Origin of the sequence: Pseudomonas sp. NBRC 111130, assembly GCF_001320485.1 — a bacterium.
In the GTDB taxonomy this organism is placed as follows: domain Bacteria; phylum Pseudomonadota; class Gammaproteobacteria; order Pseudomonadales; family Pseudomonadaceae; genus Aquipseudomonas; species Aquipseudomonas vlassakiae.
Genome location: NZ_BCBG01000017.1, coordinates 27,857 through 53,325 on the forward strand (window position 1 = coordinate 27,857; position 25,469 = coordinate 53,325).

Here is a 25,469-nt window from a genome sequence, read left to right on the forward strand (position 1 = left end):
GAAAGGGCTGCGCAGCAGCCCCAGAATCTGTGTGCTTGTTGAGATCTTGGGGCCGCTCCGCGCCCCTTTCGCGACACAAGGCCGCTCCTACAGGTGTGCGCGCTAAGGCTTAGAGGTCGCCGTAGCCCAGCGAACGCAGGGCGCGTTCGTCGTCGGACCAGCCGCCTTTGACCTTGACCCAGAGGTTGAGCATGACCTTGGAGTCGAGCAGCACCTCCATGTCCTTGCGCGCCTCGGAGCCGATGCGCTTGATCCGTTCGCCCTTGTCACCAATGATGATTTTCTTCTGGCCATCGCGCTCGACCAGGATCAGTGCATGGATGTGCAGCACGTGGCCCTGCTGCTTGAATTCTTCGATTTCCACGGTGATCTGGTACGGCAGCTCGGCGCCCAGCTGGCGCATGATCTTCTCGCGCACCAGTTCGGCGGCGAGGAAACGGCTGCTACGGTCGGTGATCTGGTCTTCCGGGAAGAAATGATCGTTTTCCGGCAGGTGCTTGGCGATCTGGGCTTCCAGCGCGTCCAGGTTGTGGCCCTGCTGCGCGGAAATCGGCATCACTTCGGCGTTCGGCAGTTGTTCCTGCAGCCACTGCAGGTGCGGGATCAATTCGGCCTTCTCTTCCATGCGGTCGGTCTTGTTGACAGCGATGATCAGCGGGCCGGTCACGTACTGCACGCGCTCAAGCACCAGCTGGTCCTCGTCGGTCCACTTGGTGCGGTCGACCACGAAGATCACCACGTCGACGTCCTTCAGGGCCGCCGAGGCGTTGCGGTTCATGTAGCGGTTCAAGGCCTTGTCGTTGGCCTTGTGCATGCCCGGGGTATCGACATAGATCGCCTGCACGTCACCCTCGGTCTTGATACCGAGCATGTTGTGGCGTGTGGTCTGCGGCTTGCGCGAGGTGATCGCCAGCTTCTGGCCGAGGATGTGGTTCAGCAAGGTCGACTTGCCCACGTTCGGGCGGCCGACGATGGCCACGTAACCGCAGCGGGTCGGATTGTTATCAGTCATTGCCATTCTCCACGCCCAGGGCGATCAGTGCAGCAGCGGCGGCGACCTGCTCGGCGATACGCCGGCTGACGCCCTGGCCACGGCTCTTGTTGTTCAGCAGCACCACTTCGCATTCGACGAAGAAGGTGCGGCAGTGCGGTTCGCCCTGGATGTCGACCACCTCGTAACGCGGCAGCTCGCAGCTGCGCGATTGCAGGAACTCCTGCAGGCGGGTTTTCGGGTCCTTGTTGGTGTCGACCAGGGTCAGGCCTTCGAACTCGTCGGTCAGCCAGGCGAGAACACGCTCGCGCGCGGTCTGCATGTCCGCATCCAGGTAGATGGCGCCGATCAGCGCCTCCAGGGCATCAGCCAGGATCGACTCGCGGCGGAAGCCACCGCTCTTGAGCTCACCCGAGCCCAGGCGCAGGTAATCACCCAGGTCGAAGCCACGGGCCAGGCGGGCCAGGGTCTCGCCCTTGACCAGGCGGGCGCGAAGGCGCGACAACTGGCCTTCACGGGCCTGTGGGAAGCGCTCGAACAGCGCCTCGCCGGCGACGAAGTTGAGAATGGCGTCACCGAGAAACTCCAGGCGCTCGTTGTTGCGCCCGGCGTAGCTGCGGTGAGTCAGGGCCAGCAGCATCTGCTCCTGGTTCTTGAAGGTGTAGCCGAGCTTGCGCTCGAGACGGGCAAGGGAAGCACTCATGCAGCCACCCGTTGGTTGTTCAACGCGTTGTTCAAATCAACATCCTGAAAGACTGTTTGGCTGTGGTCCGTCGCGGCGAGCGGCGAATCTCTCGTTCCTTGAGAACACAGCCTATGTCAGAAATGCATTCGGCGCTGTCTGCAGGACAGCGCCGAAGGGTATCAATGGATCAGGCCGACCCGCGACAGGTTGGGCAAGTGGCTGAGCTTGGGCTCTGGCCAGCTCATCCACACCGCGAAGGCCTTGCCGACGATGTTCCGGTCCGGAACCATGCCGTGCAGCTCTTTAGGGATTTTCGGATCATCCCAGTAGCGGCTGTCGTTGGAGTTGTCGCGGTTGTCGCCCATCATGAAGTAATGGCCGGCCGGCACGGTCCATTGCTGGTCCGGCGGCATGCGATAACGGGTCATCTCCTTGCGGATCAGGTGCTCGGCTTCGCCGAGCTTTTCCTTGTACAGCTCGGCACTGCCCAGGGTACCTGGCTCGGCACCGACCAGCTGCTCGGCAATCGGCTGGCCGTTGACGAACAGCCGCTTGTCGCTGGTGTAGCTGATCTTGTCGCCTGGCAGGCCGACCACACGCTTGATGTAGTTGACGTTCGGGTCGCTTGGGTAGCGGAACACCATCACATCGCCGCGTTGCGGGTCACCCACCTCGATGACCTTCTTGTCGATCACCGGCAGGCGGATGCCATAGGAGAACTTGTTCACCAGGATGAAATCGCCCACTTCCAGGGTGGGCTTCATCGACCCTGAAGGGATCTGGAACGGCTCGACCAGGAACGAGCGCAGCACCAGCACGATGAACAGCACCGGGAAGAACGACTTGCCGTATTCGACCAGCAGCGGCTCTTTGCTCAGGCGCTCGACCACCGCCATTTCTGGTTGGGTGACGCTGCCCTGGTAGTTGGCGATCGCTGCCCGCCGGCGCGGAGCCAGGAACAGCAGATCGATCAAGCCCAGCAGACCGCAGACAAAGACGGCGATGACTAGCAACAGCGGGAAATTTAGCGACATAGGACCTAGCTATCCAACCTGAGCACGGCGAGGAAGGCTTCCTGTGGAATCTCCACGTTGCCCACCTGTTTCATGCGTTTCTTACCGGCCTTCTGCTTCTCCAGCAGTTTCTTCTTACGGCTGACGTCACCACCGTAGCACTTGGCCAGTACGTTCTTTCGGAGCGCCTTGACGGTCGTCCGCGCGATGATCTGGCCGCCAATGGCAGCCTGGATCGCTACGTCGAACATCTGCCGAGGGATCAGCTCCTTCATCTTCTCGGTCAACGCACGGCCCTTGTAGGCCGCGTTGTCGCGGTGCACGATCAATGCCAGTGCATCGACCTTGTCGCCGTTGATCAACACATCCAGCTTGACCAGGTTGGCCGACTGGTAGCGATCGAAATGATAGTCCAGCGAAGCATAGCCGCGGCTGGTCGACTTCAGGCGATCGAAGAAGTCAAGTACCACTTCGTTCATCGGCATGTCGTACCGCACTTGCACCTGGCTGCCGAGGAACTGCATGTCGCGCTGCACGCCACGCTTCTCGATGCACAGGGTGATGACGTTGCCCAGATGCTCCTGCGGCACCAGGATGGTCGCGGTGACGATCGGCTCGCGGAAATCGGCCACGGACGAGACATCCGGCAGCTTCGACGGGTTGTCGACGACGATGGTTTCGCCGGTCTTGAGTTCGAGCTCGTAGATCACGCTTGGCGCGGTGGTGATCAGGTCCAGGTCGTATTCGCGCTCCAGGCGCTCCTGGATGATCTCCATGTGCAGCATGCCGAGGAAGCCGCAACGGAAGCCGAAGCCCAGGGCGTCGGAGCTTTCCGGCATGTACTGCAGCGACGAGTCGTTGAGGGTCAGCTTCTGCAGGGCGTCGCGGAAGTCCTCGAAATCGTCGGAGCTGACCGGGAACAGACCGGCATACACCTGCGGCTGGATCTTCTTGAAGCCTGGCAGCACTTCGACCTCAGGGGTCGAGGACAGGGTCAGGGTGTCACCGACCGGCGCGCCGTGAATGTCCTTGATGCTGGCAATGATGAAGCCTACTTCACCGGCCTTCAGGTCGGCGGTCTGGGTGTGCTTCGGGGTGAACACACCGACGCTGTCGACCAGGTGCACCTTGCCGGTGGACTTGACCAGGATCTTGTCACCTTTCTTGACGCGGCCGTGGCGCACACGCACCAGCGAGACCACGCCCAGGTAGTTGTCGAACCAGGAGTCGATGATCAGCGCCTGGAGTGGCGCTTCAATATCACCTTCCGGCGCAGGGATGGTCTGTACCAGACGCTCCAGCACCTCGTCCACGCCCATGCCGCTCTTGGCGCTGCAGGCTACGGCGTCGGTGGCGTCGATGCCGATGATCTTCTCGATCTCGTCCTTGACGCGGTCCGGATCGGCCTGGGGCAGGTCCATCTTGTTCAGCACCGGCATGACTTCCAGGCCTTGCTCGATGGCGGTGTAGCAGTTGGCCACCGACTGGGCTTCGACGCCCTGGCCGGCGTCGACCACCAGCAGCGCACCTTCACAGGCTGCCAGCGAACGCGAAACTTCATAGGTGAAGTCGACGTGGCCTGGGGTATCGATGAAGTTCAGCTGGTAGACCTTGCCGTCCTGCGCCTTGTAGTTGAGCGTGACGCTGTGGGCCTTGATGGTGATACCGCGCTCGCGCTCCAGGTCCATGGAATCCAGTACCTGGGCCTCCATTTCGCGCGCCGACAGGCCACCGCACATTTGAATGAAACGGTCGGCCAGCGTCGACTTGCCATGGTCGATGTGGGCGATGATGGAGAAATTGCGGATATGACTCAAATCACTCACGGGTCAACACTCGGAAAAGGCTGCGAGCCGGACGCCCGCCGAAAAATAGCCGGGAATTGTACCTTAAGCTGCTGGGATATGGGAGATTCCTCTATCGGACTGTACACAGCATTCGTGCCTGCAATTGTGAACTTTCATGAAAAAGGGCAGCCGAAGCTGCCCTCTGCTACCCCCGAGCCCGCTTATTCAGCGAGTTTGAAGGTGATAAAGCTGGCACGGCCCTGACGCAGCACGCGCATCGACACCGAACGGTTCTTCGGCAGGTCCTTGGCAATTTCAGTGAACTGCTTGGCTGACACCACCGCCTGGTTGTTCAGGTGGCTGATGATATCGCCCGGACGCAGACCGATCATCGCCGCCGGGCCGTCCTGAACTTCCTTGATGACCACGCCACCCTTGAGCTCAAGGGTCTTCTTCTGTTCGGCGGTGAGGTCAGACACGGACACGCCCAGGCGGTTGCTGTTGCGCTCGGCGCCGCCTTCGGGGCCGGTACCGGCGCCGATGTCAGCATCGTCATCCGGCATCGGGCCGACGGCGACGTCCAGGGTCTGGCGCTTGCCGTTGCGGATGATTTCGAGCTTGGCCCTCTCGCCATCCTTCAGGCTGCCGACCAGGTGCGGCAAATCGGCCGACATGACGATCGGCTGGCCGTTCATGCTCAGGATCACGTCACCCACCTGCAGGCCGCCCTTGGCAGCCGGGCCGTTTTCCAGCACCTGCGCCACCAGGGCGCCCGCCGGCTTGTCGAGGCCGAACGATTCAGCCAGGTCCTTGTTGACCTCCTGGATCACCACGCCCAGCCAGCCACGGCTGACCTTGCCGTCTTTCTTCAGCTGATTGGACACATCGAGGGCCACGTCGATCGGGATGGCAAAGGACAAGCCCATGAAGCCACCGGAACGGGTGAAGATCTGCGAGTTGATACCGACCACCTCGCCCTTCATGTTGAACAGCGGGCCACCGGAGTTACCCGGGTTGATGGCCACGTCGGTCTGGATGAACGGTACATAGGTGTCGTTGGGCAGGGTACGGCCCTTGGCGCTGACGATGCCTTTGGTCACCGAGTGGTCGAAGCCGAACGGCGAACCAATGGCCAGCACCCACTCACCGACCTTGAGCTTCTCGGAGTCACCCAGCTTGACGGTCGGCAGGTTCTTGCCCTCGACCTTCAGCAGGGCCACGTCGGTGCGCGGATCGGTGCCGATCAGCTTGGCTTGCAGCTCGCTGCGGTCAGACAGGCGGACGATGATCTCGTCGGCATCGGCGACCACATGGTTGTTGGTCAGTACATAACCATCGCTGGAGATGATGAAGCCCGAGCCCAGCGACATGGCCTCGCGCTGGCGGTCACCGCGCGGCGAACGCGGCTGCTGTGGCATGTTGCGTTCGAAGAACTCGCGGAACATCGGCGGCAGGCCTTCGAGGTCCGGCATCTGCCCGGAGGCGACACGGTCCGGCAGTTTCTGCTTGGTGCTGATGTTGACCACGGCCGGCGAGGCCTGCTCGACCAGGGTGGTGAAGTCCGGCAGGGCTTCATCGGCCTGGGCACTGAGCACCTGGCCGAGCATCAGCACAGCGGCGAACATCGTTAGGTAGGATTTCAAACGTGGTATTGACATACGGCTCCCGTCACAACGAGCGGTAGTTGGAAATAGCCCTGCACAAAGCAGCAAAGGCCAGACTCCTGGAAGCCTGACCTATAAAAAATTTGCCGAAGGATTGCAAATGACAATGCTTTAATTTCATTTCAGCCGCGTGTCCGTTCGCCTTTGCATTGCCCTTGATCCGGCCCGCAAAAGCGCGCCGTCACTGGCGCGCCTGGGCATCCTGAGGCCGCATCGACAGCGCGATACGTTCTGCCGTACCCAGCGGTATTTCGCCCACCACGGTGACCTGAACTTTGCCTTTGGGCGTGTTCAGTCGCCGGGAAACGGCCGAGGTCGGGCCAAGCTGGGTGCGTACATCGGCACCGGCGTCATCCTTCACGGGTTCGAGGAACACCGAGAAACGGGCCAGGCCATCGTCATACATCAGGCTGCTGATCGAACTGTTCCGCTCCGGGTCGCGGCGTACCGTGCTGTTGATCAGTTCGAAGCCCGGCGGCAGCCAGTCGGAGCGCCAACCGCCAACCGCCTCGCGGGTGCTGTTGGCCACATGCTCGACAGGCTTGCACGCGGCGCTGGCTTGCAGCTCCTGGTCGGTAGGCAAGTCGTCGGTGTCCAGGCGGGTCATCTGGAAGCGCTCGAGCAGTTGCCCTTTGTCATTGAGCATCAATGAGCGCAGCGGCAAGCCGGTACGGCGGTCCAGATGGAGTTCGAATGCGTAGCGGTGCTGGTCACGCGGTGTCAGCGTGACAATCACCGCGTCACGGTCTGCAACCCGAGACTTGCCCGCCACCGTGAGGTCATACCAGCTCATCAGTTTCAGAGGATCGAGCGAGCGCTGTGCAGAATCGGGAGGGTTGCCCACCCCGCTTGCCAAGGCACCACTGACGCACTGCACCTTACCGTCCACGCGCACGATTTCCTGGGCGGAGCCATCGAGCTGAAGAAGCCGCTCGCTGACCTTGCCGTCCTGAACGCGATGCCAGATATCGTGGGAAGAGAAGCTGCCGTTACGTTCGTAGACGAAAGAGCCTTGGTAGCTCTGGTTTTGCTCGGCCTGTGCCAGCTTGTTCAACCATTCGCTCGCCTCGGGCGAGGAGTTGGCCGCCAACGCTGGCACCGTCATGCAGCTGCCTAACAGCAGCGACAGGAGAGGTAGCGCGCGCATGATCCTCCTTACTTAGCGGTTTTCCAGGCTGGCGGCGCGGGCATACGGCAATGCGGTTTCAGTGCCCTTGAGCGCGGATTCCTGCGCATGCTGGCGCAGATAGCCTGGCAGACGCTGATCCCAGCCGGCCTGGTTCTGCAGCACGCCGTTGGCCATCGGCCCGGTCGGTTGCTCACTGCTTTCACTATAGCCTGCCAAAACAGCCGGGCCCTGACTTTGTGGCATGCTCAGGCCTTGCTGCGCAGGCTGCTGGGCAGCCAGCTCGGCGCCGGTGATCTCGTCCTGGTTGTACATGCGCACACCCGCCAGCACCGCTACGGTGACCGACGCAGCGACGGCCAGGCGGCCAATGCTACGCCATGGGCCCTGCTTGACCTTGGCCGGCACGGCTTCGTCAGCCAGCGCGGCGGAGACCGCCGAGGCGATATCCAGGTTTGGCAGCAACAGCTCCTTGTGCATCGCTGCGCGGGCTACCTGGTAACGCGACCAGGTGGCACGGGTTTCGGAATCGTCGACGGCATTCAACACCCGGCGTAATTCCAGTTCGTCCGCTTCGTTATCCATAACCGCGGACAGCGATTCCTGCAAAGCTTCACGACTCATGGCGGTTCCTCTCTTGGCTGTCGCCGCTGTCTCAGGTTTCCTGCAACAACGGCTGCAGGGCTTTGTCTATGGCCTCCCGAGCGCGGAAGATTCGAGAGCGCACGGTACCCACCGGACATTGCATGACGCTGGCAATGTCTTCGTAACTCAACCCGTCGAATTCACGCAGGGTCAATGCCGTGCGCAAATCTTCGGGCAGTTGCTGGATGGTGCGATGGACAGTGCCTTCGATTTCATCCCGCAACAACGAGCGCTCTGGGGACTCGAGATCCTTGAGACCATGATCGCCGTCGTAAAACTCCGCATCCTCGGAGCTCACATCGCTGTCTGGTGGCCGTCTTCCACGGGACACCAGGTAGTTCTTCGCCGTGTTGATGGCGATGCGGTACAGCCAGGTATAAAACGCACTGTCACCGCGAAAATTGCCAAGCGCACGGTAGGCCTTGATAAAGGCCTCCTGCGCCACATCCTGGGCCTCGTGGGTGTCGTGAACGAACCGCACGATCAACCCTAGAATCTTGTGCTGATACTTCAGCACCAACAGATCGAACGCTCGCCTGTCTCCGCGCTGCACGCGCTCGACAAGCTGCTGATCCTCTTCCTGGGTTAGCATGAACACTCCTCAGTGAACTCGAAGGAGCGTTGCCACAGCCTTTGTTCAGGCTTGCAACCATAGACTCGGGCTTTGCGCAAAAGTTCTCCCCTCCAAGCAAGTTTCCTGCGGCCCTTGGTCGGCTCGCACGGAAGACGCGGCACGGTCACGGCCCGCTGCGTCGATAATCAGGATTCGAATACGCAGGTGTCAGCCCGTATAGAGCTGCCGCCCGCGTCGCCGCGGCAAATTATGGCGTGCGGGCAGCCTTCATAGGATTTCCGGCCGTATCGGAAAGTTCCCACAAAGATTGACGCAACGTCCGTAGTGGCATGGAAATTGGCTACCGCAGGCTGCTATAAAGGCACCCCGGCCAGCATTCACGATAGTTTCACATTGCCATCTGCACGTGACTATTGTGCCGCGCCCTTTCCAAAGATTACTAGTGTCCCGACATGAGCCAACAATTCCAACATGATGTCCTGGTGATCGGCAGCGGCGCAGCCGGTCTCAGCCTGGCACTGAACCTCCCCGGCCATCTGCGCATTGCCGTGCTGAGCAAGGGCGACCTGGCCAACGGCTCGACCTTCTGGGCCCAGGGTGGGGTCGCCGCCGTACTCGATGACACCGACACCGTGCAGTCGCATGTCGAAGATACCCTCAATGCCGGTGGTGGTCTGTGCCACGAAGAGGCTGTGCGCTTTACCGTCGAGCACAGCCGCGAAGCCATCGAGTGGCTGATCGAGCAAGGTGTACCGTTTACCCGAGACGAACACTACAGCGTCGATGATGGCGGTTTCGAATTCCACTTGACCCGGGAAGGCGGCCACAGCCACCGACGCATCATCCATGCTGCCGACGCCACCGGCGCGGCGATTTTCACCACGCTGCTGGAGCAAGCCCGCAAGCGCCCGAACATCGAGCTGCTGGAGCAACGCGTGGCGGTCGACCTGATCACCGAGCGCCGCCTGGGGCTGGCGGGTGACCGATGCCTGGGGGCTTACGTACTGAACCGCAGCAGCGGAGAGGTCGACACCTTCGGAGCGCGCTTCACCGTGCTTGCCACGGGGGGCGCAGCCAAGGTCTACCTTTATACCAGCAACCCTGACGGCGCCTGCGGCGATGGCATTGCCATGGCCTGGCGCGCCGGCTGTCGGGTGGCGAACCTGGAGTTCAACCAGTTCCACCCGACCTGCCTGTACCACCCCCAGGCCAAGAGCTTTCTGATCACCGAAGCCTTGCGTGGCGAAGGTGCGCTGTTGCGCCTGCCCAATGGCGAGCGTTTCATGCCGCGCTTCGACCCGCGTGAAGAACTGGCACCGCGCGATATCGTCGCCCGCGCCATCGACCACGAAATGAAGCGGCTGGGCGTCGACTGTGTCTACCTGGACATCACCCACAAGCCGGCCGATTTCATCAAGGGCCACTTCCCCACCGTATATGAGCGCTGCCTGGGCTTCGGCATCGACATCACCCGTCAGCCGATCCCGGTGGTTCCTGCGGCCCATTACACCTGTGGCGGAGTCATGGTCGATGATCGTGGCCACACCGATGTCCCTGGCCTGTACGCCATCGGCGAAACCAGCTTCACCGGCCTGCATGGTGCCAACCGCATGGCCAGCAACTCGTTGCTGGAGTGCTTTGTCTATGGCCGTGCCGCAGCGGCGGACATCGAGGCGCATCTGGATCAGATCGACATGCCCAGAGCCCTGCCCTGCTGGGATGCCAGCCAGGTCACCGACTCCGACGAAGACGTGATCATCGCGCACAACTGGGACGAGCTGCGGCGCTTCATGTGGGACTACGTGGGTATCGTGCGCACCAGTAAACGCCTGCAGCGCGCCGAGCACCGGGTTCGCCTGCTGCTCGACGAGATCGACGAGTTCTACAGCAACTACAAGGTCAGCCGCGACCTGATCGAACTGCGCAACCTGGCTCAGGTAGCCGAGCTGATGATTCGCTCGGCAATGCAGCGCAAGGAAAGCCGCGGGCTGCATTACACCCTGGATTATCCGGGGATGCTGCCCGAGGCCAAGGACACCATCCTCAGCCCGGCCTGAACAAGGCAGCGAACCTGCGCCGGCTGAACTTCAGCCTCACTCGCAAACGTCGGTGCTGGTCAGCATCCAAGGCATCCCGTGGCACGCACTGGCTCTCGCCAAGCCAGTGCCCTGCCCTGACGAACCGCAACACCACCAGCCCCGGCAGCGCCACGCTGTCCCGAGCCAAGGCCACCGGCTGCCAGCCCAGCGCCCGGCTGAAGACCTGCCAGCCCGTCGCATCGCGGCGCAAACCGGTAACGGCACGGGGATCAGTCAGCAGGATGCGCAGGGGAATCACCCAGCGAGCGTGGGCGATACAAGCAGCAAGCATACAAAAGCCGAGCCACCAGGGCAGCGCGCTCAGCCACAAGACCAGTAGCGCCAGCCCCTGGCAACCCAGGTAGGCCGCCAGCAGCAGGCGTGAGCCCTGCCAACGGCACTGGAAACACTCACTTGGGCTGGACACGATCCAGAATGATGCGGACCATGCGCTGCAGCTCCGGGTCTTCCGACTCGGTGCGCTCCATGAACCAGCCGAACATGTCCTGATCTTCACAGCTCAACAGGCGGACATAAAGTTCGCGGTCGGCTTCGCTCAGGGTCGGGTAGACCTCCTGGGTGAATGGCACCAGCAGTACGTCCAGTTCCAGCATGCCGCGGCGGCTGTGCCAGAAAAGCCGGTTGAGTTCAGTTTGTTCGACCATGGGGCCCTCCTCGAATGGTCGCGCAGTATACCGCGCAGTGAACGAAGCGGCACAGGGCGTTGGTCTAGTCACCTACCTATTTTGTTACTGGCGTTCTATGATGGCCCCCAGTCTTTAGCCACCGCGATGACCCATGGCCGATTCCGCTTTCTTCAGCCCCCTGTCCCACGAGGGCATCCTCGCCGTCCGCGGCTCCGACGCCGGCAAGTTCCTGCAGGGCCAGCTGACCTGCAACATCAACTACCTCAGCCTGGAGCACGCCAGCCTTGGCGCGCGCTGCATGGTCAAGGGGCGCATGCAGTCCAGCTTCCGCATCCTGCCCGAGGGCAACGGTTACCTGCTGGCCATGGCCAGCGAGTTGCTGGAGCCTCAACTGGCAGACCTGAAGAAGTACGCCGTCTTTTCCAAGGCCACGCTCACTGATGAGAGCGCAGCCTGGGCACGCTTCGGCCTGCAAGGTGGCAGCGCCGCGCTGCAGGCACTGGGCCTGGACCTCCCGCCAGCGCCGGGCAGCACCGTTCGCCATGATGGCCTGATCGCTATTGCAGTCTCTGCCGACCGTGCCGAACTTTGGGTACCGGTAGCCCAGGCCGACAGCGTTCGCCAACAACTGGCAGCCGCATTGCCGCAAGGCAGCCTCAACGACTGGCTGCTCGGGCAGGTGCGCGCCGGTATCGGCCAGGTCACGGGCCCGACCCGTGAGCTGTTCATCCCGCAGATGATCAACCTGCAGGCCGTTGATGGCGTGAGTTTCAAGAAAGGCTGCTACACCGGCCAGGAAATCGTCGCGCGCATGCAGTACCTGGGCAAGCTCAAGCGCCGCCAGTACCGGCTGGCACTCGAGCAGCAGGCTATTCCCGCTCCGGGAACGGAAATCTTCTCGCCGACCCATGGCTCGTCAGTTGGCGAGGTCGTGCTGGCCGCCAGCACAGGGCAGGGTTGCGAGCTGCTAGCGGTGCTCAGCGCCGAGTCGGTAGAGGACGACAACCTGCACCTGGGCAGCCTCGAAGGCCCCAGCCTGCAGGTGTTGAGCCTGCCGTACGAGCTGGACCGCGATCAGGAAATCCAGCGCTGAACAGTGCACCACCCTTGCCGTTGAGACGTTCATGAACAAGCTGGCCGAGATGGTTCAAGCGCAGTTGCTGGCTGCCATCGATAACGATGACCTGGTCCTGCCAACCCTGCCCGAGGTAGCCCTGAGCATTCGCGAGGCCGCCGAAGACAGCGAGATCAGCGTTGCTGCCCTGAGCAAGGTGATCGGCCGTGATGCCGCCCTGTCGGCGCGCCTGATCAAGGTGGTCAACAGCCCGCTGTTGCGTGCCGCGGTCGAAGTCACCGACTTGCACACGGCCATCACCCGCATGGGCATCAACTACAGCTGCAACCTGGCCATCGGCCTGGTGATCGAACAGATCTTCCATGCCCGCTCGCCGGCAGTTGAACAGAAGCTGCGCGATATCTGGTCGAACAGCCTTGAAGTTGCCGGCATCAGCTACGAAATTTGCCGCCGCTTCACCCAACTGAAACCCGACCAGGCAACACTTGGTGGGCTGGTCAACCAGATCGGTGCACTACCGGTGCTGATCTACGCCGAAGAACACAACGAGCTGCTTTCCGACCCGGTCTGCCTGCATTATGTGATCGAGCAGATCCAGCCAGTACTGGGCGACAAGATCCTCTCTTCGTGGGAGTTTCCCGAGCAGCTGGTCAACCTGCCGAGCCAGGTCCAGGACCTGGACCGACGCACCGACAAGGTTGACTACATCGATGTGGTGCAGATCGCCAAGTGCCTGAGCCAGCGCGCGCGCAGCCGGCCGTTGGCGGCGTTGCCTGCCTATCGCCATCTTGGGCTGCCGTTTGGCACCGAACTGGAGGTTGCCGAGTTGCTGGAAGCGCGGAGCATGTTGCGCTGACTTGTTTTGCCTGCGCCGGCCTCCTCGCGGGCATGCCCGCGAAGGGGCCGGCACAGGCAACCCATCAGTCGGCAATAAAACTCACCCGCACTTTCAACCCGCCCTTCTCGCCATCATGCAGGCTGATCTGCGCCAGGTGCGCCCTGCAGATTTCACCGACGATGGCCAACCCCAGCCCACTGCCCTGCACGCCCCTGCGATAGAAACGCTCGAACACCCGCTCACGCTCTGCTTCGGGAATCCCCGGCCCATCATCCTCGACCTCCAGCACTGCCGGCGGCAGCACCCGCAGGATCACATTGCCGCCCGTCGGGGTATGCGCCAGCGCATTGTCCACCAGGTTGCTGAGCAGCTCGTTGAGCAGCGTCGGCTCGCCCTTCAACCACACCGGCGCCTCGGCCTCCAGGGCCAAGGCGACGCCCCGGTTGTAGGCCAGTGGCGCCATGGCCATGCCCAGTTCACGGGCCAGCTGGCTCAGATCCAGGCGCTGGGCACCGCCTTCGGCAATCGCCCGGGCACCGTTCTCGACCCGCGCCAGCGACAGTAACTGATTGGCCAGATGAGTCAGGCGATCAGTGCCTTGTGCAGCCGACTCCAGGGTCTGCCGCCATTCTTCGGGCTGCTGCGAACGCAACCCCAGCTCGACTCGCGCCTTCAGTGCCGCCAGCGGGGTGCGCAGTTCGTGGGCAGCCTCGGCAATGAATTGCGCCTGGCGTTCGAACTGCCCGCGCAATCGTTCGGTGAAGTGATTCAAGGCGCGCACCAGTGGGCCAAGTTCACGTTGCACCTGGACCACCGGCAACGCCCGCAGGTCATCCGGCTGACGCTCCTCTACCGCCGTACGCAGGCGCTCCAGCGGGCGAAGTGCCGCGCTGACCGCGAACCCCACCATGACCAGCGCGCCCAGCGCCAGCATACCCAGACGCAGCAGGGTATCGGCCATCAACCCACGGGCCATGCGCACCCGCGCCTCTTCGGTCTCGGCCACGCGGATTTCCGCCATGCCGTTCATGTTCGGCTCGCTCACCGCCTTCAGCAGGCTGACCACTCGCACATCCTGGCCAAGGTAGGTGGCGTCGTAGAAGCGCGCCAGCGCCGGATAGTCGTCAGTGCGCGGCGTGCCGGGCGGTGGTGGCGGCAAGTGCTCATAACCGGAAATCAGCTTCTGATTGATGTCCAGAACCTGATAGTAGATACGCCCGGCGCTGTCGTAGGCGAAGGTGTCCAGCGCCACATAGGGCACATCGGCGCTCAGGCTGCCGTCCCGCTGGGACAGCCCGGCAGCGATGGTCCGCGCCGAAGCCAGCAAGGTGCGGTCATACGCGGTATCGGCTGCTTCGCGACCGTTCCAGTAGGCGCTAAGGCCGCTGGCCAGCATCAGCACCACCAGCAGCAGTGCCAGGTTGCCCAGCAGCCGCCCGCGCAAGCTGCCGTTGTCACGCATCGCGGTGCTCGAGCAGGTAACCCAGGCCACGGAAGGTGACGATGGCGACCGAGTGGCCATCGAGTTTCTTGCGCAGGCGATGGATGTAGATTTCGATGGCATCCGGGCTTGCTTCCTCATCCAGGCCGAATACCTGGGCGGCCAGCTGTTCCTTGCTCATCACCCGGCCCGGGCGGGCGATCAGAGCCTCCAGCACGCTCTGTTCGCGCGAGGTCAGGGTCAGGTTGTCCTCGCCGAGGCTGAAGCGCCGGGTGTCCAGGTCATAGACCAGCGGCCCGCAGCGCTGCTGGCGTTCGCCGCCCAGCACACTGCGCCTGAGCAGCGCCTTTACCCGGGCTTCAAGTTCGGTCAGTTCAAAAGGCTTGGCCAGGTAATCATCGGCGCCAAGGTTCAGGCCATGCACACGGTCCTTCACATCGCTGCGCGCGGTAAGCATCAGCACCGGCAAGGTCTTGCCACGACCGCGCAGGCGCGCCAGCACCTCGAAACCGTCCATCCGCGGCAGGCCCACGTCGAGCACGGCAACGGCATATTCCTCGCTGGCCAAGGCCAGGTCGGCAGCTACGCCATCGTGCAATACATCCACGGTCAGGCCTTGGCTCTTCAGGGCCTGGGCCACGCTTTCGGCCAGTTGCAGATGGTCTTCGACCAACAGCACACGCATCGGATTCTCCCTGCTCGGGTGGGGCGGTGGCGCGGAGTGTACCGCTGTCGGCAAGCCTGTGAAGCCCCTCGGAACAAACCTTTCACGCTGAAAGGTTAGCGAAAGGTTCATTACCTAGCATCGCACCACGGTCGCCCCACGCGCCGAAAAAAAGCACCAGCAAGGTGCAACGAATAAGAACAAAAAAACGGAGTCATCCCGATGCTGTCATCGCAGCCTCAGGCGTTCGCGCCTAGCCGTTACCTGTCCGCACGTCCTTCTGCCATCGCCTGCGCCCTTGCACTAGCCGGTGTCGCCCCGCTGAGCCAGGCCGCCTTCTTCGAAGACAGCACGGCGACCTTCGAAACCCGCAACATGTACTTCAACCGCGACTTCCGCGATGGCACCAGCGCGCAACAATCCAAGCGCGACGAGTGGGCCCAGGGCTTCATGCTCAACTTCGAGTCCGGCTATACCGATGGCACCGTGGGCTTCGGCCTGGATGCGCTGGGCATGATGGGCATCAAGCTCGATTCCAGCCCCGACCGCACCGGCACCGGCCTGCTGCCGACCCACGATGACGGCAAGGCCGCCGACGAGTATTCCAAGCTCGGCCTGACCGGCAAGGTCAAAGTGTCGAAGACCGAACTGAAGATCGGTACCCTGATCCCGGAACTGCCGACCCTGCAGCCCAACGACGGGCGCATCCTGCCGCAGACCTTCGAGGGCGGCCTGCTGACCTCCCAGGAGATCAAGGGCCTGACCTTCACCGGCGGGCGCCTGGACAAGGCCAAGGACCGCAACGACACCAACTGGGAAGACCTGGCCCTCAACAACAAGAACGGCCGCTTCGGTGGCACGTTCAGCGCCGACAACCTCGACCTGGCCGGCCTGGACTACAAGTTCACCGATCGCATCACCGGCAGCTACCACTTCGCCCAGCTCGACGACATCTATCGCCAGCACTTCATCGGCATGCTTGCCACCCAGCCGTGGGGCCCGGGCACCTTCGGCGCCGACGTGCGCCTGGCGATCAGCGACGATGCCGGCGCGGCCAAGGCCGGGCGCATCGACAACACCACCTTCAACACCATGCTCAGCTACAGCCTGGGCGGGCACAAGGTCAGCGCGGCCTGGCAGCAGCTTTCCGGCGACAGCGCCTTCCCCTACGTCGATGGCGCCGATCCATACCTGGTCAACTTCGTCCAGATCAACGACTTTGCCGGTGCCGACGAGCGCTCGTGGCAAGCGCGCTACGACTACAACTTCGCCGCCCTCGGCGTCCCCGGCCTGACCTTCATGACCCGCTACATCAACGGCGACAACGTCAGCCGTGCCGCCGGTGGCGAGGGCAAGGAGTGGGAACGCAACACCGAACTGAAGTACGTGGTACAAAGCGGCCCGTTGAAGAACGTCGCCGTGCGCCTGCGCAACGCCACCTTCCGCTCCAACTTCGCTCGCGATGCGGACGAAGTGCGGCTGCTGGTGAGCTACAGCGTAGCGCTCTGGTAACCCATGCGGTAACCCAAAACAAAAACGCTCACGGAGACATTCGATGACCTTTTCACTGCGCCGCCTCGTCCTCGCCACCGGCTGCCTGCTGTTGGCCGGCAATGCCCTCGCCGCCGAACCGAAACGCCCTGAATGCATCGCCCCGGCCTCGCCCGGCGGTGGCTTCGACCTGACCTGCAAACTGGTGCAGAGCGCCCTGGTGGAGGAGAAGATCCTCAGCAAGCCGATGCGCGTGACCTACATGCCTGGCGGTGTCGGTGCAGTCGCCTACAACGCCGTGGTTGCCCAGCGCCCGGCCGACGCTGGCACCCTGGTGGCCTGGTCCAGTGGTTCGCTGCTGAACCTGGCCCAGGGCAAGTTCGGCCGCTTCGACGAGAACGCGGTGAAGTGGTTGGCCGCAGTCGGCACCAGCTATGGCGCCATCGCGGTGAAGAGTGATTCGCCCTACAAGACCCTCGACGACCTGGTCGCGGCACTGAAGAAGGACCCGAGCAAGGTGGTGATCGGCTCCGGCGGCACCGTCGGCAGCCAGGACTGGATGCAGACCGCACTCATCGCCAAGGCAGCCGGCATCAACCCGCGCGACCTGCGCTACGTGGCCCTGGAAGGCGGCGGCGAAATCGCCACCGCGCTGCTGGGTGGGCATATCCAGGTCGGCTCTACCGACATCTCCGACTCCATGCCGCACATCCAGAGCGGCAACATGCGCATCCTCGCGGTGTTCTCGGAACATCGCCTGGACGAGCCGGAGATGAAAGATATCCCCACCGCCAAGGAACAGGGCTACGACATCGTCTGGCCGGTGGTGCGCGGTTTCTACCTGGGGCCGAAGGTGAGCGACGAGGACTACGCCTGGTGGAAAGACTCGTTCGACAAGATGCTGGCATCGGAAGACTTCGCCAAGCTGCGTGACCAGCGCGAGCTGTTCCCGTTCGCCATGACCGGTGCGGAGCTGGACGGCTATGTGAAGAAGCAGGTGACTGAATACAAGGCACTGGCCAAGGAATTCGGCCTGATCCAGTAAGCCCCATGCGCGGTCCGCTCTTTGTGGGAGCGGCCTTGTGTCGCGAAAGGGCTGCGCAGCAGCCCCGGCAATATGCGCAGCGCCGCTGAAATCCTGGGGCCGCTACGCGGCCCTTTCGCGACACAAGGCCGCTCCCACAAAGGCTCCGCGTCTCGTCGATAACAACGAGGATTCCTTCATGATCCTGCAACGCATCTTCGCCCTGGCCCTGCTGGCGGTGTGCGCCGCCCTGGCCGTGATGGCCTGGCCTTACCAGGCCGCGTTTTCCTACGAACCGGTGGGGCCACGCGCCTACCCGTTGCTGATGCTCGGCCTGATGAGCCTGGGCTTGCTGTACCTGGCCATCCGCCCCACGCCTATCGTGCGCAAGGACGACGAGCCGGCGCTCGACCGCGAAACCCTGATCAAGATCACCGCCTGCGTCGGCCTGCTGATCATCTTCGCCGCCACCTTTGAAGCCCTGGGCTTCATCCTCAGCGCCATCCTGGTCGGCATCCCCATGGCGCGCCTGTATGGCGGCCGCTGGTTGAACAGCACCCTCGTGGTGGTGGGCATGAGCGTGTTCCTCTACTGGCTGTTCGACCGCGTCATGGACGTACCCCTGCCCCTCGGCCTGCTGAGCGTACTGGAGAACTGACACATGGATACCTTGAGCTACCTGGGCCAGGGCTTCGGCGTCGCCCTGTCCCCTTACAACCTGGTCACCGCCCTGTCGGGCACGCTGATTGGCACCGTGGTCGGCCTGCTGCCGGGCCTGGGCCCGATCAATGGCGTGGCCCTGCTGATCCCGATCGCCTTTGCCCTGGGCCTGCCGCCGGAGTCGGCGCTGATCCTGCTGGCCGCGGTGTACCTGGGTTGCGAATACGGCGGCCGGATCAGCTCGATCCTGCTGAACATTCCGGGCGAAGCCTCGACCGTGATGACCACCCTCGATGGCTACCCGATGGCGCGCCAGGGCCTGGCTGGCGTGGCCTTGTCGCTGTCGGCATGGAGTTCGTTCATCGGCGCGTTCATCGCCACCTGCGGCATGGTGCTGTTCGCCCCGCTGCTGGCGAAATGGGCGATTGCCTTCGGCCCGGCGGAATACTTCGTGCTGATGGTGTTCGCCATCGTCGCCCTCGGCGGCATGGCCGGTGACAAGCCACTGAAGACCTTCATTGCCGCACTGATCGGCCTGTTCCTGTCGGCAGTCGGTATCGATGCCAACAGCGGCGTGTACCGCTTCACGGGTGACAGCGTACACCTGGCCGACGGTATCCAGTTCGTGGTGCTGGTGCTGGGCCTGTTCTCCGTCAGCGAAATCCTGCTGTTGCTGGAAAAGACCCACCATGGCCACGAGGCGGTCAAGGCCACCGGGCGCATGCTGTTCAACCTCAAGGAAGCGGCCTCGGTGTTCGTGGTCAACATCCGCTGCGGCCTGCTGGGCTTCATCATGGGCGTGCTGCCGGGTGCCGGCGCGACCCTGGCCAGCGCCGTGGCCTACATGACCGAGAAACGCATCGCCGGAGAAAAGGGCAAGTTCGGCAAAGGCGACGCCCGCGGCCTGGCAGCCCCGGAAACCGCCATCGGTGCATCCTGCTGCGGCGCCCTGGTGCCGATGCTGACCCTCGGCGTTCCAGGTTCGGGCACGACGGCGGTGATGATCGGCGCGCTGACCCTGTACAACATCACCCCGGGCCCGCTGCTGTTCGAACAGCAGCCAGACATCGTCTGGGGCCTGATCGCCTCGCTGTTCATCGCCAACATCATGCTGGTGATCCTGAACATCCCGATGATCCGCATCTTCACCCGCATCCTTGCCGTGCCGAACTGGGCGCTGGTGCCGGTGATCGCGATCATCACCGCGATCGGCGTGTACGCCGTGCATGCCACCACCTTCGACCTGTTCCTGATGGTCGGCATCGGCATCATGGGCTACATCCTGCGCAAGCTGGACTTCCCGCTGTCGCCGATCCTGCTCGGCTTCATCCTCGGCGGGCTCATGGAGCAGAACCTGCGCCGGGCGCTGTCGATTTCCAACGGTGAGCTGGGCATCCTCTGGTCGAGCCCGATCAGCCTGTCGGTGTGGGTGCTGACGATCTGCATGCTGACCCTGCCGCTGCTGCGCATCTGGCGCAAGCGCAGCCTGCAGCGCCAGGCCATGGCGGATGCCTGATCGCTCACTGCCGCTGTTTGTCGCAACCGGGCTGGTCGGCCTTGCTGGCGGTTTTGCCGCCAGCAAGGTCGGCTGGCCTTTGCCGTGGATGGTCGGTGCGTTGCTGGCGATCATCCTGGTGCGCTGCCTGACGCCCTGGCAGCTGTCGGAAATCCCCAATGGCCGCAAGTGCGGGCAATGCATCATCGGTATCGGGATCGGCCTGCACTTCACCCCGGCGGTGATCGAGCAGGTCGCCAGCCACTTCGCGCTGATCTTCTTCGGCGCACTGTTTACCACGCTTTCCAGCGTGATCAGCGTTTGGCTGCTGCGGCGCACCGGTGAAGACCGCGCCACGGCGTTCTTTGCCAGCATGCCCGGTGGCTCAGGGGAGATGGTCAATCTTGGCGCTCGCAATGGCGCGGTGCTCAGCCAGGTCGCGGCGGCGCAGAGCCTGCGCGTGCTGGCCGTGGTGCTGTGCGTGCCGGCGCTGTTCAAGTACCTGCTGGGTGACGGTGTGCCGCTGAATCACGCTGGCAGTGTCAGTTGGGGCTGGCTGGCGCTGATCGTGCCACTGGGCGTGGCGCTGGGCTTCGCCTGGCAGCGCCTGCGCCAGCCCAACCCTTGGCTGTTCGGGCCGTTGCTGGTCGCCGCGTCGGTAAGCCTGGCAGGCAACCTGCAGATCGGCTTGCCCAACGGTGCCAGCCAGATCGGCCAGTGGCTGATCGGCAGCGGCCTGGCCTGCCATTTCAACCGTGCGTTCTTCCGCCGCGCCCCCTCCTTCCTCGCCCGCACACTGCTGGCCACGGCGCTGTGCATGGCGATTGCCGGCAGCGCAGCGTGGGGATTGAGCGTGCTGACCGAACTGGACCTGCGTTCGCTGACCCTGGGGATGATGCCGGGCGGCATCGCCGAGATGAGCCTGACGGCCGAAACCCTGCAGCTGTCGGTGCCGCTGGTGACGGCGCTGCAGGTGGTGCGGTTGATCCTGGTGCTGTTTCTGGCCGAGCCGTTGTTCAGACTTTGGAACACCAACACTCAGTAATCGCGTCGCCTGCTTCGCGGGGCAAGCCCGCTTCCACAGGGACTGCACAGTCCTTGAGGTCTGCGCTATCCCCTGTGGGAGCGGGCTTGCCCGCGAAGAAGGCGACGCGGTTTCAGAGTGGCGGCAATGCCCAGTTGATGGGCGCCATGCCACGCTGTTCGAGGAAGCTGTTGGTGCGGCTGAAGTGTCCGCAGCCGAGGAACCCGCGATAGGCCGACAGCGGCGATGGGTGCACCGACTTGAGTACCAGGTGCCTGGTGCCATCGATCAGCTTCTGCTTGCTCTGGGCATGCGCGCCCCACAAAAGGAACACCACGTTCGGGCACTGCTCGCTGACCACCTGGATGATCCGGTCGGTAAACAACTCCCAGCCCTTCTTCGCATGCGAGGCTGCATTGGCGCGCTCTACGGTCATGGTCGTGTTGAGCAGCAGCACGCCCTGCTCGGCCCAGCTCTGCAGGTAGCCATGGCTGGCAATCGGGATGTTCAGGTCACGTTGCAGCTCTTTATAGATGTTGACCAGCGAGGGTGGTGCCGGCACGCCCGGCTGCACCGAGAAGCACAGACCATGGGCCTGGCCCGGGCCGTGATACGGGTCCTGGCCGAGGATCACCACCTTGACCTGATCCAGCGGCGTGGAGTTGAGCGCATTGAAGATCAGCGGCCCCGGCGGATAGATTTCCTTGCCGGCAGCGTACTCCTGGCGCAGGAACTCCCGCAGCTGTTGCATGTAGGGCTGGTCGAACTCGGCGCGCAGTGCAGCCTTCCAGCTGGGTTCGAGTTTGATTCGATCGTCTTCAGTCATGGGGCCATCCGTAAACAATGGCGCGACACTAGGTAAGCCATTTGCCCTTGTCAATCGATCCGACCGACGACCGGCATGATCGGCCACGCGGGCCATACTTGGGGGATGACTTGTGCGAGGTAGTCCATGGCCATCCATTGCGAGGTACTCACCGGCGCCGATGGCGCCCGAATCGGCATCGCCACACTCGATGCCCCCAAGGCGCTCAATGCCCTCAACCTGCCGATGATCGAAGTGCTTGGCGAACAGCTGCACAGTTGGGCCAGCGACCCTGGGGTCGTCTGTGTGCTGTTGCGTGGCAATGGTGCCAAGGCTTTTTGCGCCGGCGGCGATGTGCGGGCGCTGGCCCAGGCCTGCCTGGCCCGCCCCGGCAGCGTTCCTGCGCTGGCTGCGACCTTCTTTGCCGCTGAATACCACCTGGATTACCGCCTGCATACCTACCCGAAACCGCTGCTGTGCTGGGGCCACGGGCATGTGCTGGGCGGCGGCATGGGGCTGATGCAGGGCGCCAATGTACGCATCGTCACCCCAAGCAGCCGCCTGGCCATGCCAGAAATCAGCATCGGCCTTTACCCGGATGTGGGAGCCAGCTGGTTTCTCGCCCGCCTGCCCGGCAAGCTCGGCTTGTTCCTCGGGCTGACCGGCGCACCGATCAACGCCCGAGATGCACTCGACCTGGGCTTGGCTGATCGGTTCTTCGGCGAGGAACAGCAAGAGGCATTGCTCGAGGAGCTGCTGCAATTGAACTGGCAGGAGCAGACCGACCTGCAGTTGAACAGCCTGCTCAAGGCCGAACAGCATCGTGCCTGGGCCGAACTGCCAGCGGCGCAATGGCTGCCGAGGCGCCAGGTGATCGACGAGCTGCTGGATGTGGCCGACCCGGCTGCCGCCTGGCGCGCCTTGGCAAGCCTCAAGCATCACCCTGATCCATTGCTGGCCGAGGCCGGCCAACGGCTGCATGAAGGCTGCCCGCTGACGGCGCACCTGGTCTGGGAACAGATCCGGCGTGCCCGGCACCTGTCACTGGCCCAGGTGTTCCAGATGGAATACAGCATGAGCCTCAACTGCTGCCGACACCCGGAATTCAGTGAAGGCGTGCGCGCGCGCCTGCTGGACAAGGACAACCAGCCACGCTGGCACTGGCCCGATGTGGCGCAGGTGCCAGCGGCGGTGGTCGAGGCGCATTTCGCCAAGGTGTGGGAAGGTCGGCATCCGTTGGCCGACCTCGGGGCATGAGGCGGTCAGCGGCGCCAGTCATGGTCCCTTCCGCGCCCACGATCCGACTGACGGTCGTCATCCCCGCGGTTGTTCGAATGCCAGCGATCATGTTGGTAGCGCTGGCTGCCATCGCGATAGTCATGGCGGTCGCGATCACGGCCATAGTCGTAGCGCTGGCGATTGCCGTAGTCGTAGCGTGGATTGCCATGCCACTGGTTCATCCCCGGCGTCGGGCCCGGCCGGTAATAGGGAGCCGGTGCGGGCCGGTAGTAACGGGGCGCCGGCTGGTAGTAATAGCGCGGCTGCGGCGTCACATAGTAACGGTCATAGCGGTAATACCCCGGCGCGACATAACGATCGGTCGAATAGTATTCGGAACGGGAATAGCCACCGCCCTCATAGTAGGGCGCACAGGCGGACGTCATCAGACCCAGCAGGGCGATCAACAGAATTCGATAGGACATGGCGGCCTCCTGGACCGCTGGGGGTGCTCGAACAGCGGCGCTGGCGAGCGTCGACGCAAATGCGTTCATCGACAATGAATCAGACAACGGCACTCAGGTGCAGTGCCATTTCAGCAACAAATTGATACAGGTGGAAATAACCCTTAAAAACATGCAGTCATTTACCTGTCATCCCAATAGAATGAGCCCCCCGGCACACAATATGGGAAGATCATGCTCGCACGCTCCGCCCTGTTTTCACAGCGCTCGCTGATCCTCGCCTTGCTGTCGTTGCTGACCTGCGGCTTTCTCGCCACATCGCTGATCAGCTATTTCGCCTCGCGCAGCACAATCCGCGACGGCATCATCAATACCGAGCTGCCGCTCACCTCCGATACCGTCTATTCGGAAATCCAGAAAGACTTGATCCGCCCGGTGCTGATCGCCTCGATGATGGCCCAGGATACCTTTCTGCGCGACTGGGTACTGGCGGGTGAGCAGGACACCCAGCGCATCACTCGCTTTCTTGGCGAGGTCATGGGCAAGCAGGACACCTTCACCTCCTTCTTCGTCTCCGACCGCACCCTGACCTACTACCAGGCCAAGGGCATACTCAAGCAGGTGGTACCTGACACCTGGCGCGACGCGTGGTACTTCCGCTTGCGCGAGCTGAACGCGCCGTACGAGATCAACGTCGACCTGGACATGGCCAACCAGGACAACCTGACGGTGTTCATCAACTATCGGGTGCTGGACTACCAACAGCGCTTCATTGGCGCCACCGGGGTGGGCCTGAGTGTCAACGCGGTGGTCAAGCTGATCGACAAGTACCAGCGCCGTTACCAGCGCTCGGTGTTGTTCACCGACGCCACGGGCAAGGTCATCCTGACCGGCTCGGAGGGAGGCCTTCATGGCCTGAAGATCGGGCAGCCCTTGACCGACAATGCCGACCTGAACGATTTGCTGGCGCAGCGTGCGACCCCCACCGAAGGCAGCCACGAGTACAAGGACAGCAAAGGCCACAGCCACTTCCTCAATGTGCGGCAATTGCCTGAACTGGGCTGGTACCTGCTGGTCGACAAGCGCGAGACCGGAGCCCTGGACCCTATTCGCCACTCGCTGTACCTGAACCTGGTGATCTGCGCGATGATCACCCTGGTCGTTCTGTTGCTGCTCAATGGCATGCTCAGGCGCCACCAAGCCAGTACCGAGGCGCTGGCGACCCTCGACAGCCTGACCGGGCTGCCCAACCGGCGCAGCTTCGACCTGCTGGCCGCCCAGGCCCTGCAGGAGGCCCAGCGCGATTGCGCGCCGCTGGCCGCCTTGCTGATCGATCTCGATCACTTCAAGGTGCTCAACGATACCCATGGCCACCTGGCCGGCGACGAAGTGCTGCGCCAGTTTGCCAACGTGCTGCAGGGCAGCCTTCGGCAGTCGGATATACTCTGCCGCTGGGGCGGTGAGGAATTCATCGTGCTGCTGCGCGAGGCCGAGGGCCGGCAGGCCATCGACGTGGCAGAGAAGATCCGCCGTCGTACCGAGCAATTCACGTTCAGTTACGAAGGCCAACCTTTGCCCCTCACCACCAGTATCGGCCTGAGCGCCTTGCAGCCCGGTGATACGCTGCACGCCCTGCTGACCCGCGCCGACCGTGCGCTTTATCGTGCCAAGCAGGCCGGCCGCAACCGCGTCTGCAGTGAAACACCCGGAACCGGACATGAATGACAACCAGCACTGCCCCGCCTGCGGTGCCCTCAACCAGTGCAGCCTGGCCGACCCTCGCAGCGCCACCCAGGCCTGTTGGTGCTATGGCGTGACCATCGACCCCGCCGTACTCCAGGCCCTGCCTGCCGAACTGCGCGACAAGGCCTGCCTGTGCCCGCGCTGCGCCGCCGTGCAAGACCAGCTTGAAACTGCAGGTGGGCGCGACTGTTTTGCTCGATATTAAAAGTTGCCGCGATCCCTGTGGCAGCGGCTTTAGCCGCGAAGCAGGCGACACGCTGCCTGGCACCGGCTTTGCCGATGTTCGCGGCTGAAGCCGCTCCCACAACGTTCTCCTT

25 protein-coding genes are annotated in these 25,469 nt (G+C 63.1%); 11 read left to right on the plus strand and 14 right to left on the minus strand.

The genetic code is table 11. The features are described from left to right. Positions 1-109: 109 nt before the first annotated feature. The 8 genes from era to rpoE form a co-directional block, all read right to left on the minus strand. Entirely contained in the window at positions 110-1,012 is a 903-nt protein-coding gene (gene era, locus APH33_RS10150; RefSeq protein WP_054885002.1) for a GTPase Era, read from the minus strand. After that, a complete protein-coding gene (rnc, locus tag APH33_RS10155; protein WP_027917873.1) occupies positions 1,005-1,694 on the minus strand; it encodes a ribonuclease III in 690 nt (229 codons plus the stop codon). The genes era and rnc overlap by 8 nt, the downstream gene beginning before the upstream one ends. A 161-nt stretch (positions 1,695-1,855) precedes the next feature. Beyond that, positions 1,856-2,710 (minus strand): signal peptidase I, encoded by an 855-nt coding sequence (lepB, locus tag APH33_RS10160; protein WP_054885003.1) that lies wholly within the window; start codon positions 2,708-2,710, stop codon positions 1,856-1,858. Between the two features lie 5 nt (positions 2,711-2,715). Further along, entirely contained in the window at positions 2,716-4,515 is a 1,800-nt protein-coding gene (gene lepA, locus APH33_RS10165) for a translation elongation factor 4 (protein ID WP_054885004.1), read from the minus strand. Positions 4,516-4,697: 182 nt separating this feature from the next. Continuing rightward, on the minus strand, positions 4,698-6,134 hold the full coding sequence (locus tag APH33_RS10170) for a DegQ family serine endoprotease (RefSeq protein WP_054885005.1): 1,437 nt from the start codon (positions 6,132-6,134) through the stop codon (positions 4,698-4,700). Between the two features lie 187 nt (positions 6,135-6,321). Beyond that, positions 6,322-7,287 (minus strand): MucB/RseB C-terminal domain-containing protein, encoded by a 966-nt coding sequence (locus APH33_RS10175; RefSeq protein WP_054885006.1) that lies wholly within the window; start codon positions 7,285-7,287, stop codon positions 6,322-6,324. Between the two features lie 12 nt (positions 7,288-7,299). Continuing rightward, on the minus strand, positions 7,300-7,890 hold the full coding sequence (locus tag APH33_RS10180) for a sigma-E factor negative regulatory protein (RefSeq protein WP_054885007.1): 591 nt from the start codon (positions 7,888-7,890) through the stop codon (positions 7,300-7,302). Positions 7,891-7,921: 31 nt separating this feature from the next. Then, entirely contained in the window at positions 7,922-8,503 is a 582-nt protein-coding gene (rpoE, locus tag APH33_RS10185; protein ID WP_003252049.1) for an RNA polymerase sigma factor RpoE, read from the minus strand. A 434-nt stretch (positions 8,504-8,937) separates the two neighbouring features. Between rpoE and nadB the strand changes: the two genes are divergently transcribed. Next, positions 8,938-10,542, plus strand: a complete 1,605-nt coding sequence (nadB, locus tag APH33_RS10190; RefSeq protein WP_054885008.1) for an L-aspartate oxidase — start codon at positions 8,938-8,940, stop codon at positions 10,540-10,542. Here the strand turns inward: nadB and APH33_RS10195 are convergent. Both APH33_RS10195 and APH33_RS10200 read right to left on the minus strand, forming a co-directional pair. Beyond that, the gene (locus APH33_RS10195) at positions 10,529-10,990 is read right to left on the minus strand and encodes a protein YgfX (protein ID WP_054885009.1); all 462 of its coding nucleotides are present in this window, start codon (positions 10,988-10,990) and stop codon (positions 10,529-10,531) included. The two genes, nadB and APH33_RS10195, sit on opposite strands and share 14 nt — an antisense overlap. Next, positions 10,974-11,228: a succinate dehydrogenase assembly factor 2 gene (locus APH33_RS10200; protein WP_008094993.1), complete on the minus strand. Its 255-nt coding sequence runs from the start codon at positions 11,226-11,228 to the stop codon at positions 10,974-10,976. The genes APH33_RS10195 and APH33_RS10200 overlap by 17 nt, the downstream gene beginning before the upstream one ends. A 133-nt stretch (positions 11,229-11,361) precedes the next feature. On the opposite strand from APH33_RS10200, the gene APH33_RS10205 reads away from it, so the two are divergent. Then, positions 11,362-12,303 carry a folate-binding protein YgfZ gene (locus APH33_RS10205; protein WP_054885010.1) on the plus strand — a complete coding sequence of 314 codons (942 nt, stop codon included), beginning with the start codon at positions 11,362-11,364 and terminating at the stop codon, positions 12,301-12,303. A 31-nt stretch (positions 12,304-12,334) separates the two neighbouring features. Beyond that, the gene (locus APH33_RS10210; protein ID WP_054885011.1) at positions 12,335-13,141 is read left to right on the plus strand and encodes an HDOD domain-containing protein; all 807 of its coding nucleotides are present in this window, start codon (positions 12,335-12,337) and stop codon (positions 13,139-13,141) included. A 64-nt stretch (positions 13,142-13,205) separates the two neighbouring features. On the opposite strand, the gene APH33_RS10215 is transcribed toward APH33_RS10210, so the two are convergent. Further along, a complete protein-coding gene (locus APH33_RS10215; protein WP_054885012.1) occupies positions 13,206-14,585 on the minus strand; it encodes a sensor histidine kinase in 1,380 nt (459 codons plus the stop codon). Further along, positions 14,578-15,249 (minus strand): response regulator, encoded by a 672-nt coding sequence (locus tag APH33_RS10220; protein WP_054885013.1) that lies wholly within the window; start codon positions 15,247-15,249, stop codon positions 14,578-14,580. The genes APH33_RS10215 and APH33_RS10220 overlap by 8 nt, the downstream gene beginning before the upstream one ends. Before the next feature lie 201 nt (positions 15,250-15,450). Between APH33_RS10220 and APH33_RS10225 the strand changes: the two genes are divergently transcribed. From APH33_RS10225 to APH33_RS10245, 5 genes are all read left to right on the plus strand, one after another. Further along, positions 15,451-16,740, plus strand: coding sequence for an OprD family porin (locus APH33_RS10225; protein WP_054885014.1), 1,290 nt, complete (start codon positions 15,451-15,453; stop codon positions 16,738-16,740). 43 nt (positions 16,741-16,783) lie between these two features. Continuing rightward, on the plus strand, positions 16,784-17,764 hold the full coding sequence (locus tag APH33_RS10230; RefSeq protein ID WP_054885015.1) for a tripartite tricarboxylate transporter substrate binding protein: 981 nt from the start codon (positions 16,784-16,786) through the stop codon (positions 17,762-17,764). Between the two features lie 178 nt (positions 17,765-17,942). After that, a complete protein-coding gene (locus tag APH33_RS10235) occupies positions 17,943-18,401 on the plus strand; it encodes a tripartite tricarboxylate transporter TctB family protein (protein ID WP_054885016.1) in 459 nt (152 codons plus the stop codon). Positions 18,402-18,404: 3 nt separating this feature from the next. Beyond that, positions 18,405-19,919, plus strand: coding sequence for a tripartite tricarboxylate transporter permease (locus tag APH33_RS10240; protein ID WP_054885017.1), 1,515 nt, complete (start codon positions 18,405-18,407; stop codon positions 19,917-19,919). Then, entirely contained in the window at positions 19,912-20,943 is a 1,032-nt protein-coding gene (locus APH33_RS10245; RefSeq protein WP_054885018.1) for an AbrB family transcriptional regulator, read from the plus strand. Before APH33_RS10240 ends, APH33_RS10245 begins: the two co-directional genes overlap by 8 nt. A 112-nt stretch (positions 20,944-21,055) precedes the next feature. On the opposite strand, the gene ung is transcribed toward APH33_RS10245, so the two are convergent. Continuing rightward, complete coding sequence (ung, locus tag APH33_RS10250) at positions 21,056-21,748, minus strand: uracil-DNA glycosylase (RefSeq protein ID WP_054885019.1); 693 nt, start codon at positions 21,746-21,748, stop codon at positions 21,056-21,058. 126 nt (positions 21,749-21,874) lie between these two features. Here ung and APH33_RS10255 point away from each other — a divergent pair, with 126 nt between their 5' ends. Then, positions 21,875-22,984: an enoyl-CoA hydratase/isomerase family protein gene (locus tag APH33_RS10255; RefSeq protein ID WP_054885020.1), complete on the plus strand. Its 1,110-nt coding sequence runs from the start codon at positions 21,875-21,877 to the stop codon at positions 22,982-22,984. 5 nt (positions 22,985-22,989) lie between these two features. Here the strand turns inward: APH33_RS10255 and APH33_RS10260 are convergent, their stop codons facing one another. Continuing rightward, complete coding sequence (locus tag APH33_RS10260; protein ID WP_054885021.1) at positions 22,990-23,430, minus strand: hypothetical protein; 441 nt, start codon at positions 23,428-23,430, stop codon at positions 22,990-22,992. Positions 23,431-23,643: 213 nt separating this feature from the next. Between APH33_RS10260 and APH33_RS10265 the strand changes: the two genes are divergently transcribed. Together APH33_RS10265 and APH33_RS10270 are read left to right on the plus strand one after the other, a co-directional pair. Then, positions 23,644-25,134, plus strand: coding sequence for a sensor domain-containing diguanylate cyclase (locus APH33_RS10265; protein ID WP_054885022.1), 1,491 nt, complete (start codon positions 23,644-23,646; stop codon positions 25,132-25,134). Continuing rightward, complete coding sequence (locus tag APH33_RS10270) at positions 25,127-25,357, plus strand: cysteine-rich CWC family protein (RefSeq protein ID WP_054885023.1); 231 nt, start codon at positions 25,127-25,129, stop codon at positions 25,355-25,357. The genes APH33_RS10265 and APH33_RS10270 overlap by 8 nt, the downstream gene beginning before the upstream one ends. Positions 25,358-25,469 lie beyond the last annotated feature (112 nt).